The following is a 15,061-nucleotide window of genomic DNA, read 5'->3' on the forward strand; positions in this document are numbered from 1 at the left end:
AAATCACCACATGCGCCTATTGCCCGCCATCCTGATGCTTGCCGTTGCTGCGCCTGTCGTCGCGCAGGACAAGGCACCGGCCAAATCGCATAAGGATGCCATGGTCGCCGAGGTGGAGGCGAACTGGGCCAAGCCCCCGGTCGACGAAACCGCCGCCGTGTCGCGCGGCACGGTAACGGTGAAGGGCGAACGGATCGCTTATACAGCGACAGCCGGCACGCTGACGATCCGCGACAATGACGCCAAGCCCACCGCCAGCCTGTTCTACACCGCCTATACCAAGGATGGCGGCGGCAACCGGCCCGTGACCTTTTTTTATAATGGCGGCCCCGGTTCGCCCACGATCTGGCTCCACATGGGCAGTTTTGCGCCCGTGCGCGTCAACACCACCACGCCTGATTATGTCCACCCGGCACCGTACAGCTTTGGCCCCAACCCCGAATCGCTGATCGACAAGACCGACATGGTGTTCATCGATGCGATCGGCGCGGGCTGGTCGCGGCCGCTGGGCGACAAGACCGGCAAGGATTTTTGGGGCGTTGATCAGGATGCGGACGCCTTTGCCCGCGCCATCACCCGCTATCTCGATAAGAACAGCCGCTGGACGTCGCCCAAATTCCTGTTCGGCGAAAGCTATGGCACGCTGCGGTCGGGCGCGGTTGCCGCACTGCTCGAGGATCGCGGGGTAAGCCTGAGTGGGATTGTGCTGTTTTCCACGATCATGAACTATGGCGTGCGCCAGCCGGGGTATGACCAGAATTATATGGTGTTGTTCCCCGGCTATGCGGCAACCGCCTGGTATCACCAGCGCCTCGCCAATCGCCCCGCCGATTTGGCCAGCTTTCTGGTTGAGGTGCGCGGTTTCGTGAGCGGTGCCTATGCCGCCGCGCTTGCCAAGGGCGACACGATTTCGCCCGGGGAAGCCCAGGCGGTGGCCAAGCAAATGGCGGCGTATACCGGGCTGTCAGAGGCATTCATTCTGCGCGCCAACCTGCGCATTGATCTGGGCCATTTCCAAACCGAACTGCTGCGGGATCGCCGCGTCTCAACCGGGCGGCTTGATTCGCGCTATCTGCTCACCGTGGCCGACGCCAATGCAGACAGCCCGATCGATGACCCGGCGTCGACCGCGATCACCGGTGCCTATATCGCCAACTTCATGGAGTATGCGACCCGCACTTTGGGGTATAAAACCGACATGCCCTATAAGCTGTCGGCGCGCGAAAGCGGCTTTGAATGGGATTGGCGGCACCGTGCGCCGGGCAGCAACGGCCCGCAACTGGCCCCCAACACCGCCGTCGATCTCGCCCATATGATGCGCACCAACCCTTACGTCAAAGTACTGTTCATGAACGGCTATTATGACATGGCGACGCCGTTTTACGGGGCGGAGTTTGATGCCAACCACATGCAGCTCGACGAAAGCCGCCGCCGCAACATCAGCTTCAAATACTATGAGGCCGGGCACATGATCTACCTGAACCCCCAGGCGCTGACGCAGATGCATCAGGATCTGGGCGCGTGGTATGATGCCGCGCGTTGACCAGCGCGCGCGGGCAGCGATTGCCCTTGAGCGCGCTGCCCGCTAGTTGCTTGTGATGGAACCGCAAATCGGCATCATCATGGGCAGCACTTCCGATTGGGAGACAATGCGCCAGGCAGCGGAAATCCTGGACGCGATGGGCGTGGCCTATGAGAGCAAGGTGGTGTCCGCGCACCGCACGCCACAGCGACTGGTCGATTATGCCACCACGGCTGCCGACCGGGGCTTGAAGGTGATCATCGCAGGGGCGGGCGGCGCGGCGCATTTGCCCGGCATGGCGGCGTCGATGACGCATCTGCCGGTGCTTGGCGTGCCGGTACAGTCCAAGGCGCTGGACGGCATGGATAGCCTGCTCTCGATCGTACAGATGCCCGCCGGCATCCCGGTGGGCACGCTGGCGATCGGCAAGGCGGGGGCCAAAAATGCCGGGTTGCTGGCGATCGCGATCCTGGCGCTCGCCGATCCAGTGCTGTCGCAGCAATTGCAAGCCTGGCGCGCGGCGCAAACCGCTAGCGTCGCGACCGATCCGGCGTGAAGCCCCTCCCCCCCGGTTCGACCATCGGCATTCTGGGCGGCGGACAGCTGGGCCGGATGCTTGCGATTGCGGCGGCGCAACTGGGTTATAACACCCGCGTGCTCGCGCCCGACGAGGAGGCCGTCGCCGCGCAAACCGCCGCGAGCTTCACCCGCGCCGATTATCACAGCCGCATCGTGCTCGACGAATTTGCGAGCGCTGCTGATGTCGTCACTTATGAATTTGAGAATATCGATATCGAGCCCGTCGATTACCTGAGCGGCAAGGTACCGGTTCATCCCGGCCCTACCTCGCTTGCCATTGCGCAGGACCGGGCGGACGAGAAGAGCTTCGTCAATGCGTTAGGCGGCAGGACCGCCGCTTGGGCCAAGGTAACGACGCTGGAGGAGCTGCAGGCGGCCATCGCCGCGATCGGTACCCCAGCGATCCTCAAGACGCTCAGGCTGGGCTATGACGGCAAAGGACAAGTGCGCCTCCAGAGCCCGGACGATGTCGACGCCGCTTGGGCAGCGATTGGCGCGCGACCGGCGATTCTGGAGGCATTCGTGCCCTTCAGCCACGAATTCTCGATCGTGCTGGCGCGGGGGAACGATGGCGCGATGGTGAGCTATCCGCCGCCATGGAACGAGCACAAGGACGGCATCCTCGCCCGCTCCACCCTGCCCGCACCGGCTGAGATCGCCCAGCAATGGGGCGAGGCGGCGACGCTGACTGGGCGGATCGCCGAAACTCTAGGCCATGTCGGGGTGCTGACCTGCGAATATTTCGTCGGCGCGGACGGCCCAGTGTTCAATGAGATGGCACCGCGCGTCCACAATAGCGGCCATTGGACCATCGAGGGCGCTGTCACCAGCCAGTTCGAAAACCATATCCGCGCCATCTGTGGCCTGCCGCTCGGCGATACCGGGCTGACCGCGACCCGGGTCGAGATGCTCAACCTGATCGGCAAGGATGCTGATGGCTGGGCCGGCTATCTCGCGGAGCGCGACGCCCACCTGCACCTATACGGCAAGAGCGTGCGCCCCGGTCGCAAGATGGGGCATGTCACCCGGTTGGTGCGCTGAGCACATACGACAATGGCCCGCCCTTCCCAAAGGAAAGGCGGGCCATGTCGGGCGTTGTTACGAATCCCGAAGGATCAGGCGCGGCTGCCCGTCATCGGGAAGCTGCCGAATGCGCCAGCACCGACCGTGCCGGTGATCGTGTCGCCATCGATCGTGGCTTCGCAGGTCAGCGTCATCGGCATCGGCACGGTCATCGCCATCGTCCATTTGACGGTGTTGCCATCGACGGTGCCATCGGTGATCTCAACCGAGCCCATCTGGCCCGAGCTGGTACCAGTCCAGGTGTTGCCATCGCTCTTGATGACAACGACAGCGGCGTTATCGCCGAGCGGAGACTTTACAACGGTATTCCAGGTGCCATCGACTGCGGCCATGATCGCTTCTCCTGTAGCTTCGGTTATCACTTCACGTCCGTAACGGACGCGGCGGGCACCACCTCCACCGACAGGCCGAGCGAGTCAAGTTGCGGACGCACCACCTTGGCGTCGCCCACCACCACCCAGACGAACTTATCGGGGTTGATTGCTGCCCGTGCCGCAGCGTCAAGCTGGGCGCTGGTCATCGCGCGATATTTTTGCGTGATCGTCGCGTAATAATCATCGGGGCGCTTATACTGATCATTATCGAGCATCGCTGACAGCACTGCGCCAGCGGTTTCGAAGTTGCCAGCCAGTTCGCGAGTCGCCCCGTTGATGGTGCGGGTAAACTCGGCATCGGTGATGCCCTTGGTGCTCAAAAATTCCTTGAGATCAATCTGGAGCGCCTTGATCGACTCACCGGTTTTGTCGGCCTGTACCGGCGCATTGATCCGATAGGTGACGAGCTGCTCATTCTGGCCAAAGCCGCCGCCCGCGCCGTAAGACCAATGCTTGGTTTCGCGCAGATCGAGGTTGATCCGCGAGAGGAAATCACCACCCAGCACGTCGTTGGCGGTCTGCTCGTCGAGCAGATTGTCGCTGCCCTTGAGCGGGGTGAGTTGCCCGGCAGTGATCAACGATTGCGGTGAATCAGGGCGATCAATCAGCACAATCTTGGGCGCGGTCTGGACCGGAGCGATGCTCAGGTCCTTGACACCGGCGGCACCAACCCCCTGCCAATTGCCAAAGGCGCGTTCGAGTTGCGGCACCAATGCCGCGAGGCCAAGATCGGAAACGACGAAGATCTTGGCCTTTTCTGGCCGCAACCATGCTTGCTGGAAGGCGATGAGATCGTCCCGCGTTAGCTTGGCGACCGCCACCGGATCGCCATTTTGGCCCGCCGTCTTGGCATAAGGCGATGGGCCGAACAGCAATTTCGGCAACACCCGCCCAGCCAGCCCGGCCGGATTGGTCAGCTCCTGCTGGATACCGGCCAGCTGAGTCGTCCGAAGGCGGGCGACCTCCTCTGGCTTGAAGGCCGGGTTGCGGACAATATCTGCGAACAAGTCAAAGGCACCGGTCGCATTGGCACTTGGGGCCGATATGCTCAAAAATGTCCGGTCTGCGCTATTCCCGGTCGAGACATTGGCACCTAGCCGCTCTTCGGCTTCGGCGAGGGCGATCGAATCGCGCGTGGTTGTGCCCTCTTCGAGCATCGACAGCGTGAGCTGCTGCAAGCCGAGCTTATCGGCGGGGTTGGCGACGGCCCCCGCATCGAAGCTGATCAGTGCACGCGTCACCGGCACGGCGGTACGCTGCGCATAAACAACCTCAATCCCGTTGGAGAGCTTGGCGCGCTCCACCTTGGGGAAGACCAGATTGGCAACCGGGCCGACGGCCGGATCGGTTTCGGCGCGCGAGTTAGCGGGCTTGAGCGCAGGCGGCGAGACCAAAGGTTTGGGGGCGGCAGCGACGTCGCCCGATGCCTCACGCGGCCCTGCAACCACAGACAGACTATAGACCGGCCGCGTCAGCCATTTCTGCGCTGCCGCCTGCACAGTCGTCGGGGTTTGCGCCGCAAGCGCGGCGAGCTGCTTCTTGAAAAAGCCCGGGTCATTTGAATAAAGTTCGCCCTGCGCAAGCGCGACGGCCTTGCCGCCAAAGCCGCCAACCGATTCAAGCCCGGCGATCCGGCCGGACACGCTGGTGGTGACGACGCGCTGCAGCTCATCAGCATTTGGCCCGGTCTTGATGAACTCAGCGATCAAATCATCAAGCCGCTTGCTGGCGACGGCGGCATCAACGCCAGGACGGACCACCATCGTGACCTGGAAAATGCCAATCTGGGCCAGCGATTGCACCCCGGCGCTGACCTGAACAGCCAGCTTCTCCTGACGGACCAGGACGTTATCCAACCGCGAGCTCGACAGACCACCAAGCGCAGACGCAGCGGCGTTGAGCGCGGCGGCATCCTTGTCATTCAGCCCCGGCACCGCCCATGCGCGCAGCACCAGCGTTGCCGCAACACGATCATGGATAACATCGGTCTTTGGTGCAGCCAGCGTCGGGATCGGCACATTGGGCAGCGACGTGGTCGGCCCGGCAGCGATTTTGCCGAAATATTGCGTCACCAGCCGCTTCGCGGTTGCCAGATCGACATCGCCCGCCAGCACCAGCACGGCGTTGTTCGGGCCATAATGATTGCGGAACCAGCCCTTCACATCATCGAGACTGGCCGCGTCGAGATCAGCCAATGATCCGATCACGCTATGGCCATAGGGGTGATCGCTCGAAAACAGCCCGTCGAGCAGCTTATACTGGATCAGCCCGTAAGGACGGTTATCGCCCTGGCGCTTTTCATTCTGCACGACGCCGCGCTGCTCATCGAGCACTTCCTGCGTCACCGCGCCGAGCAGATAGCCCATCCGGTCACTTTCAAGGAACAGCGCCTTTTCCAGCGCCGGGGTCGGCACGGTTTCGAAATAATTGGTGCGATCATAATTTGTGGTGCCGTTGAGATCGGTGGCACCGACCTGCTTGAGCGGGTCGAAGAAATCGCCCGGCGCATTTTCGCTGCCGTTGAACATCAGATGTTCGAACAAATGGGCAAAACCGGTTCGGCCCTTGGGCTCAAATTTCGAGCCGATATTATACCAGACGCTGACCGCGACGACCGGGGCCTTGCGATCGGTGTGAACGATCACGCGCAAGCCATTGGGCAGCGTAAACTCGTTATAGGCGATATCGACCTTCTTGATCAGATCGGCGACTGGGGCGGGTTTGACAGCGGCGGCGGGTGTCTGTGCCGTGGCGGCGAGCGGGGTCAAAAGCGCGCAGAAAGCAACGCCCGAAAGCGCGATCGATCGAAGATGCATGCAGGTTTTCCTCACCAAGAAATTGTAATTGCGTAACTATAGCAGCCCCGCCGCGCGGTACAACCGACCTCCGGCGGGGCGCAGAACAGCCTAGGGCCGATAATCGCGTTCCTTATGCTTTTCCAGCGTGGCCGGATCGAACCAGACCGGCTTCAGCTTGTGATCCACAAACAGCTGCATCTGATCAGTATAATGCTTCGATTCGGGCCGCGTCGTCGCCGCGCCATAGGGCTGGATCGATGTCGAGCTGACCATGCCCGCCTTGTCCCAAGCGATGAACATGATGAAGCTGTCGCCATGCTTCACGACCAGCCGGCCATCGGGCGCTTCGTCCCAGTTGGAGGTGGCGCGCAGGGCGTCGGGCCCGCCATCGAGCGGCAGGTCCACTGTTCCTTGGCGCAACCGCAGCACCGTGCCGAGCGGCGGATCAAGCTTGCCGAAATGCTGCATCAGATAGCTGGCTGCCTTTTGCAATTCCTCTCGCGCATCGGGCCAGGGTTTGCGGGGATAATGGATGCGATTGCCACTGCGCAGCAACATGACGGCCAACGCATCGGCCGGGCCCTTGCCGTCATAGTTCCAATCCCATTTCGCCATCACGGCCTTGGCATTGGCGATCAACGTGTCGCCCTTGGGATCAACCTTGTTGATGTCGTCGAACCAACGCGCTGCCCAGCTGAACTTGCTGACCGCGCTATCAAATTTGATGCGGTGAAGATCTGCGTCAGAGATCGACGGATCTGCCCCCAGCAGCTCAATCGACCGCGTACCGCGATTGGTGGTGTCGGTCTCAATGCCCAGCAATTTGGGAAAGTCCGCCGGATTGAGGTCAGAGCCAATGCCCGCCGCCTGGAAGGGGGTGTTGTTGGCATTGGCCAAAAAGCCTGACACCGGATTGATGTTGCGCGGAATCATCGTCCAGGGAACCGTGCCAGAGGCGAGATTAGCCGAGGTATCGCCCGGCAACACATGGGCATAATCAAAGCCCGGCTTCCGGTTCAAAAAGGCAGCATTATAGAAATAGGCGATGTTGCCCGCTGCATCGCCATAAAGGAAATTGGTTGCTGGCACGGCCTGTTTGCTAAGCGCCGCCTGCCATTCGGCAAAATCGCGCGCCTTGTTGAGCCGGTAATATTCCTCGACCATACCGAGCTGTTCGGGCGCGGCATAATGGATCGCAAACGCGCCATCCTTGTTGATGATCACTGGGCCATGGACTGATCGATAGGCAGTGCGCGGCACCGGCAGCACAAACGGTCCCCACAGTTTGACATGCAGCCATACCCGCTGCGTTTCCAGCGGCAGCCATTTGCCATCGAAGCGGTATTGCGTGCCCTCCTTGTTGAGGACGAGCTTATAGATATCGATCAAATCGGGCCGGTTGACGGTATTGGTCCAGCCGAGCGTCTTGTTGTGACCAAGCAGCGGATATGGCGCGCCCGGGAAGGTAGCGCCGGCAAAGTCCCAGCCCTGTTTCGAATGCACGACCAGTTCATACCAGGCGACCCCGCCGCGATAGGGCTGGTGCGCATTGGAGACGAGCCGGGTAAAACCGTCCGCCGATCGCTTGGGTGCGACGACAAAGGCATTGGAGCCGTTGAGATTGCCCTCATTAGGATCGACCGCCCCGGCCGGGATCGGCGCGATGTTAGGCGAGTCTGGATGCGGCCCGGCATTTTCGACCGGCAGCGGCTTTTCTCCCACCAGCGCGCCGAGCACAGCGTCGAGACCGAAGAAAAAGGGCGAGCGCAGCACGAAGCCTGCCGCAATATCCTGCCCGTCGACCGGGAACAGGTTGCGCAGCCGCACCTCGCCCGGGTGCTGGTCAGCATAATGGTTGAGGCCCGCGGCATAGGCATCGAGCAATGCCCGCACATCGGCGGGCTGCTTCATATAATCGCGTGTCACGGTTTCGCGCGCGCGGACCAGATGCAGCGCGAAATCGACGCCCGCACCCGGCTGCCCCGTCAGCGCGCCAGCGCGGCCACGCGTCATCGCCACCACTTCTTGCAGCGTCTCGAAATCATCCTCGGCATGTGCATAGGCAATGCCGTACCCGACATCGGCATCGGTTGTGCCAAAGACATGCGGGACGCCGTAAGTGTCGCGGACAATACGGGTATCATATCGATGCGCAGGCGGTGGCGCAGCGGCGGTGGCGGTGAGCGGTTCCCAGACCGCAAGGGCGATTGCCACGACAACCAGCAGCGCGACCAGCACGCCAAGGCCCTTCACCAAAAACCGCATCCGCCCGCCCCTATTTTCATCTTATCGCCTCCGCCTCTAGCTGCGGGCTGGCGGGAGCGCCACGTCCCTTTGGGAAAAGACGATCGATTTTGAAACGGATCGGCATTTTCTGGGCCCTGCTCCGCGCGACTGCCCTTGTGTTGCAAATTGGCAACATTACATCGCTCTCAACAGACAGGGACAGGCCATGAACCTCGAAAAATTCACCGATCGTGCCAAGGGTTTCCTCCAGTCGGCGCAGACCGTGGCGATCCGCATGAGCCATCAGCGGATCGGGCCCGAACATATCCTGAAGGCGCTGCTCGAAGATGAGCAGGGCCTTGCCTCTGGGCTGATCAGGGCGGCGGGCGGTGATCCCGCGCGCGCGCTGAGCGAAACCGACCTCGCCCTCGCCAAGGTACCAGCGGTGTCGGGCAGCGGCGCGCAGCAAGCCCCCGGCATTGACAATGACGCCGTCCGCATCCTCGATTCTGCCGAGCAGGTCGCGCAAAAGGCCGGTGATTCCTATGTTACGGTTGAGCGGCTGCTGGTTGCGCTTGCGTTGTCGCTCAACACCGTGGCGGGCAAAGCGATCAAGGAATCCGGCGCAACGCCAGAGCGGATCAACACGGCGATCAATGACCTCCGCAAAGGTCGCACCGCCGACACGGCGGGTGCTGAGGATCGCTATGATGCCCTCAAGAAATTCGCGCGCGACCTGACCCAGGCGGCGCGCGACGGTAAACTCGATCCCGTAATCGGCCGTGACGAGGAAATCCGCCGCACCATCCAGATTCTCGCCCGCCGCACCAAGAACAACCCCGTGCTGATCGGCGAACCCGGCGTCGGCAAGACCGCGATTGCCGAGGGCTTGGCGATCCGCATCGCCAATGGCGATGTGCCTGATACGCTGAAGGACCGTACGCTGATGTCGCTCGATCTCGGCTCGCTGATCGCCGGCGCAAAGTATCGCGGCGAGTTCGAGGAGCGGCTGAAAGGCGTGCTCGACGAAGTGAAGGCCGGCGAAGGCCATATCGTGCTGTTCATCGACGAGATGCACCAGCTGATTGGCGCAGGCAAATCCGAAGGCGCGATGGATGCGTCGAACCTGCTGAAGCCCGCCCTTGCGCGGGGCGAGCTGCACTGCGTCGGCGCGACGACGCTCGATGAGTATCGCAAGCATGTCGAAAAGGACGCCGCCCTCCAGCGCCGCTTCCAGCCGGTGTTCGTCGGCGAGCCGACCGTGCCCGACACGGTCAGCATCCTGCGCGGGCTGAAGGAGAAATATGAGCTGCACCACGGGGTGCGCATCACCGATGGCGCGATCGTTGCCGCGGCGACGCTGTCGAACCGCTATATCACCGATCGCTTTCTGCCCGACAAGGCAATCGACCTAATGGACGAAGCCGCTAGCCGCATCCGGATGGAGGTTGAGTCCAAGCCCGAGGAGATCGAAACGCTCGACCGGCGGATCATCCAGCTGAAGATCGAGCGCGAGGCCTTGAAGCGTGAAACCGACGCCGCATCAAAGGACCGGCTGACGACGCTGGACGGCGAACTCGCCAATCTGGAACAGCAATCGGCTGAACTGACCCAGCGTTGGCAAGGGGAGAAGGACAAGATTGCCGGCGAAGCGCGGATCAAGGAGCAGCTTGATGCGGCGCGGCTCGAAGTCGAGCAGGCGCAGCGCGCGGGCGATCTCGGCAAGATGGCCGAGCTCAATTACGGCACGATCCCCGCGCTGCAGAAGCAGCTCGCCGCAGCGGCAGGCGCGAGCGAAGGCGCGATGCTGCGCGAGGAAGTGACGGCAGAGGATATCGCCGGTGTCGTCGCCCGCTGGACTGGCATTCCGGTCGAGCGGATGATGGAGGGCGAGCGTGACAAATTGCTCCAGATGGAAGAGACGATCGGCAAGCGCGTGATCGGCCAGAAGGAGGCGATCCGCGCCGTGTCCACCGCCGTGCGGCGCGCGCGCGCTGGGTTACAGGACCCCAATCGCCCGCTGGGCAGCTTCCTGTTTCTGGGGCCAACCGGCGTCGGCAAGACCGAACTGACCAAGGCGCTCGCCGAATTCCTGTTCGACGACCCCAGCGCCATGGTCCGCATCGACATGAGCGAATTTATGGAGAAGCACGCCGTCGCGCGGCTGATCGGGGCGCCGCCGGGGTATGTCGGGTATGAGGAAGGGGGCGTACTGACCGAGGCCGTTCGCCGCCGTCCTTATCAGGTCATCCTGTTCGACGAGGTCGAGAAGGCGCATAGCGATGTGTTCAACGTGTTGTTGCAGGTGCTTGATGATGGGCGGCTGACCGACGGGCAGGGCCGCACGGTGGATTTCACCAACACCATCATCGTGCTGACCTCCAACCTCGGCAGCCAATATCTGACCGCGCTGGAGGATGGCCAGGATGTGTCAACAGTCGAGCCGCAGGTGATGGAAATGGTCCGCGCGCATTTTCGCCCCGAGTTCCTCAACCGATTGGACGAGATCGTGCTGTTCCACCGGCTGGGGCAAAGCGAGATGGCGCCGATCGTCGACATTCAGGTCGAGCGTGTCCGCAAATTACTCGCCGAGCGCAAGGTGACGATCGAGTTGACCAGCGGCGCGCGGGCTTGGCTGGGGCGGGTTGGCTATGATCCGGTTTATGGTGCGCGGCCGCTGAAACGCGCGGTGCAGCGTTACTTGCAGGACCCGCTTGCTGATTTGATCCTGTCAGGTGCGGTCAAGGATGGGGCGTCAATTCATGCCGATGAGGGCGATGGTGCCCTGGTGCTGACGGTGAGGTAATGATCGGCGTGAGGGTTGTAGCAGGCCATCGCCAGCGTTAGGCCAGCTTGGCTCCGTGCCGGAAAGTCGCTGCCCTATGTCACAGACTCCCTCGTCCGCCGATCAGGCGCTGCATCTGTTGGCGCTCAACCCGGCGCTTGACCGTGCAGCGCTGCGCGATCGCTTTACCCGGGATGGGCGGATCCAGATCAGGGATGTGCTCAAGCTCGATTCAGCGCGCGAACTGCGTTCAATTCTGGCCAACCAAACCCCGTGGGGCATGGCCTGGAGCGCCGGTGCAGATGGCCCAAAGGCGTTGACGGCAAAGGAATTCGCGGCTTTGGCGCCTGCTGAACGCCAGCGCATTGGCACATCGGTACAAACGGCGGCGCAGCGCGGCGATTATGCCTTTGCCTATGCGCGTTACCCGATGCTCGACGCCTATCTTGGGGGCTGGATGCCCGATTCTCCGCATGACATTGTGTTTGAACACATCAACGACGCGCCGTTTCTGGACCTTGTTCGCCAGGTTACCAGCATCCCGGATCTGGTGAAGGCCGATGCCCAGGCAACTTTCTACGCCCCGACCCATTTCCTGTCGCGGCATAATGACAGCCATGTCGGCGAAGGGTGGCGGGTGGCGTATGTCCTGAGCCTTGCCCCTGATGACTGGAAACCCGATTGGGGCGGCTATCTTAATTTCCTGGACGCAGACGGCGATATTGTGGCGGGCTATCGTCCGCGCTTCAACGCGCTCAGCCTGTTTCGCGTGCCGCAGGATCACCATGTCAGCTATGTGCCGCCCTTCGCCCCGGTCGGTCGTTGTTCGATCACGGGCTGGTTCCGCGACAGCTAAGATTTTGCGCCGCCAAACAAGGACACCCAACAGGACCGATGCGGCACAACCATATGCCTGATGCGCACCCGGCGCCTGCGCGTGCCTAGACAAGCCGGGAGTGACGCGGCATCGTTGATGCATGGTTCAGCTCGACGTCAATGCCCTGTTTCGCCGCGCCGAAACAGAATTTCAATCGGGCCGGTTTGAAGCCGCACGCACCGATCTGGTAACCGTGCTGCGGATCATGGGGGATCATCCCCAGGTCCTTCATTTGCTGGCGCTTTGCGAAACCAATCTCGGCCGGGCAAATGCTGCGGCCGATGCGTTTCGTCGTGCGCTGAAACTTGCAGCCAATGATCCGCAAATCAATAATAATTATGCCAATTTGCTGAATCAGCAAGGCGATGTGGCGGGAGCATTCCGGCATTTCGATCGCGCACTGGTGGGCAACCCGAAGGCGGTCGACCCGCGCTATAATCGCGCGTTGCTGCGCCAGCGACAGGGGGATTGGGCGGGTGCACGCGCTGATCTTGATCAGCTTATCGCGGCCGTTCCCGGTGATCCGCGGCTGTGGGAAGCGCGCGGCACGGTCAACCGCGACGGCGGTGATCTTGCCGCCGCAGCTGCTGATTATGATCGTGCGCTTGCCCTAGCGCCCGATCGACCGATCGCACTGCACGGGGCCGCACGGGTTGCACTGGAACGCGGCGACGACGCTGCCGTGCCTGCTTATCGCCGAGCGCTTGATCACTCGGCACAAGACCCCGCCCTGGTGCTGGGACTCGCCGAGGCACTTGAGGCAGCGGGGCAAGGCGGCGGCATCGCGCTGCTGGCGGATCAAGTGGCGCGCAACCCCGGGTGGATTGACGGGCAGAATAGCCTTGCCCGGATGCGTGCTGAATCGGGGACTGACGGAGACTTCGCTGAAGGCTTTGCCAAGGCCGTTGCGCTGACGCCCGCCGATCGTGGGCTGCAATTTGCCTATTGGCGCAGCCTGGCATTGGGCGGGCGGCAAGCGGATGCGCTGCGTGCGCTCGATCAGGCAAGGCCTTATCTGGGCGATGATGCCGAACTTGCCATGCTGGAGGCCGTGTTTGCGAGCGAGTCAGGCGATTTGGACCGAGCCGACGCGGCATTTGCGCGGGCAGGGGCAGGGCAGGATGTCGATTTCGCGCGCGGTCGCCATGCCCTAAGGCGGCGTGATCCGGGATTAGCCGCCAGGCTGATCGAGCCCTTGGTCCGCGCCGATATCGGCATGGTATCGGCCTGGGCGCATCTGTCGCTCGCCTGGCGGCTGGCGGACGATCCGCGGCATCGCTGGCTGTGCGATCAGCCCGGGCTTTACGGCACATCCGATATCGGTTTTTCTCACACCGAGCTCGACAGGCTGGCGGCAACGCTGCGCGATCTGCATCGCACGCGCGCCCATCCGATCGGTCAATCGTTGCGCGGGGGCACGCAAACGCGCGGACGGTTGCTGACGCGACCTGACCCGATCCTTGTGCAGTTGAGAGAGCGGCTTGCGGCGGCAGTCGGCGCGCATCTGGAGGCGCTGCCGCCCGCAGACCCAACCCACCCCCTGCTGCGATTTCGCGGGCAGCCATTTGGCTTTGCTGGCAGCTGGTCGGTGCGGCTCAGCGGCGGCGGATTCCATGTCCACCATGTTCACCCGGAGGGCGTGTTGAGTTCGGCCTGCTATGTCGCTTTGCCCAAGCTCGACAAGGGCGATCGGCCGGGTTGGCTTGAGATCGGGGCACCGCCAGCTGAGCTCGGCCTTGACCTTGCCCCATTGGCGACGATCGAGCCAATGCCAGGCCGCTTGGCGCTGTTTCCGAGCTATATGTTTCATGGCACGCGCCCCTTTGATGAAGGTGAGCGGCTCACGGTCGCTTTCGATGTGGTGATGTGATCGAGTCCGTCGAAGCCTGGAGCGATTATTGGGCGGAAAGCGTCGATGGCTGCTGCCTTACGCGAGCGCCAGTCGCGCTGAAGGATAGCCTTTTGGCGATCTGGCGCGACCTGGCCAATGTCTTGCCGAACGGCGCCAGCATCTTGGATGTGGCAGCGGGCGGCGGTGCAGTCGGTGTGGCGATAAACCAAGGTCGCCCCGATCTGACGGTGACGGGCGTCGATTCGGCCGCGGTGGGGGACAAGGCCAGGGCGCTGGGCGTGCTCGGCGGCATTGCAGCCGATGCTTTGCCCTTTGGCGATGGCTGCTTTGATGCGGTGACAAGTCAATTTGGGATAGAATATTGCCCGGTCGGATCGATTGCTGAGGCTGTTCGGGTCGCCGCAGCTGGCGCCCAGCTTCGCTTCATCTGCCACCATGCTGACAGCAGGGCCGTGCGCCATAATCGCGATCGCTGCGCGGCCATGATGGCGCTGTTCGAGGCGGGGCTGTTTGCGCTCGCCCACCGTGTCGCGCACGGCGCGCCGGAGGACGAGACGACAGTGGCGACAATTGACGCTGCCTGTCAGGCCTATCGGCAGCAGTCGATCGTCGAAGAATTGCCGCTTGCCCTTAGCCAGGCCCTGCGCAGTCGGCAGCCTATCGCCATGGTTGATTGGATAACGACGAAGGCACGCCGTGAGGTCGCTCGACTTCAGGCGATGGTGCAGGCCGCGCTCGACGTCCAGGATGTTGAGCGAATGGTTGGCGATTTGACCCTGTTGGGGGCTGATTGCGCGGCGCGGCTCATCATGATCGACGGGGATGAACCCGTTGCCTGGCTGATTAGCGGATCGGTTTCCCGATCGGTTGACGCAGCGGCGACATCATGTCGCCATGCGTGATTCCCTGGCAATGGCAAGGCGGTGAACTGCCCAGGGGTCCGCTATTAGGTACCTATTCGCATT

Annotated in this window: 10 protein-coding genes; 7 read left to right on the plus strand and 3 right to left on the minus strand. The window is 62.5% G+C overall.

Features of this window, described 5'->3' with window-relative positions:
• The first annotated feature begins 10 nt into the window (after positions 1-10).
• Genes B7Y43_RS04615 through B7Y43_RS04625 form a run of 3 tightly spaced genes read left to right on the plus strand, consistent with a single transcriptional unit; the run spans position 11 to position 3,142 of the window.
• Complete coding sequence (locus B7Y43_RS04615) at positions 11-1,543, plus strand: S10 family peptidase (protein WP_374130444.1); 1,533 nt, start codon at positions 11-13, stop codon at positions 1,541-1,543.
• A gap of 55 nt (positions 1,544-1,598) precedes the next feature.
• Positions 1,599-2,078 (plus strand): AIR carboxylase family protein, encoded by a 480-nt coding sequence (gene purE, locus B7Y43_RS04620; RefSeq protein WP_374130445.1) that lies wholly within the window; start codon positions 1,599-1,601, stop codon positions 2,076-2,078.
• Positions 2,075-3,142 (plus strand): 5-(carboxyamino)imidazole ribonucleotide synthase, encoded by a 1,068-nt coding sequence (locus tag B7Y43_RS04625; RefSeq protein ID WP_374130446.1) that lies wholly within the window; start codon positions 2,075-2,077, stop codon positions 3,140-3,142. Before purE ends, B7Y43_RS04625 begins: the two co-directional genes overlap by 4 nt.
• Before the next feature lie 74 nt (positions 3,143-3,216).
• Here the strand turns inward: B7Y43_RS04625 and B7Y43_RS04630 are convergent, their stop codons facing one another.
• From B7Y43_RS04630 to B7Y43_RS04640, 3 genes are all read right to left on the minus strand, one after another.
• Positions 3,217-3,516: a hypothetical protein gene (locus B7Y43_RS04630; protein ID WP_374130447.1), complete on the minus strand. Its 300-nt coding sequence runs from the start codon at positions 3,514-3,516 to the stop codon at positions 3,217-3,219.
• Between the two features lie 26 nt (positions 3,517-3,542).
• Positions 3,543-6,374, minus strand: a complete 2,832-nt coding sequence (locus B7Y43_RS04635; RefSeq protein ID WP_374130448.1) for a pitrilysin family protein — start codon at positions 6,372-6,374, stop codon at positions 3,543-3,545.
• A 90-nt stretch (positions 6,375-6,464) separates the two neighbouring features.
• Positions 6,465-8,621, minus strand: a complete 2,157-nt coding sequence (locus tag B7Y43_RS04640) for a penicillin acylase family protein (protein ID WP_374130449.1) — start codon at positions 8,619-8,621, stop codon at positions 6,465-6,467.
• 187 nt (positions 8,622-8,808) lie between these two features.
• Here B7Y43_RS04640 and clpB point away from each other — a divergent pair, with 187 nt between their 5' ends.
• From clpB to B7Y43_RS04660, 4 genes are all read left to right on the plus strand, one after another.
• Positions 8,809-11,388, plus strand: coding sequence for an ATP-dependent Clp protease ATP-binding subunit (gene clpB, locus B7Y43_RS04645; protein ID WP_374130450.1), 2,580 nt, complete (start codon positions 8,809-8,811; stop codon positions 11,386-11,388).
• Positions 11,389-11,464: 76 nt separating this feature from the next.
• A complete protein-coding gene (locus tag B7Y43_RS04650; protein WP_374130451.1) occupies positions 11,465-12,223 on the plus strand; it encodes a 2OG-Fe(II) oxygenase family protein in 759 nt (252 codons plus the stop codon).
• 121 nt (positions 12,224-12,344) lie between these two features.
• Entirely contained in the window at positions 12,345-14,114 is a 1,770-nt protein-coding gene (locus B7Y43_RS04655) for a putative 2OG-Fe(II) oxygenase (RefSeq protein WP_374130452.1), read from the plus strand.
• Complete coding sequence (locus B7Y43_RS04660; RefSeq protein WP_374130453.1) at positions 14,111-14,998, plus strand: methyltransferase domain-containing protein; 888 nt, start codon at positions 14,111-14,113, stop codon at positions 14,996-14,998. The genes B7Y43_RS04655 and B7Y43_RS04660 overlap by 4 nt, the downstream gene beginning before the upstream one ends.
• Positions 14,999-15,061 lie beyond the last annotated feature (63 nt).

This window comes from Sphingomonas sp. 28-62-20, assembly GCF_002281505.1.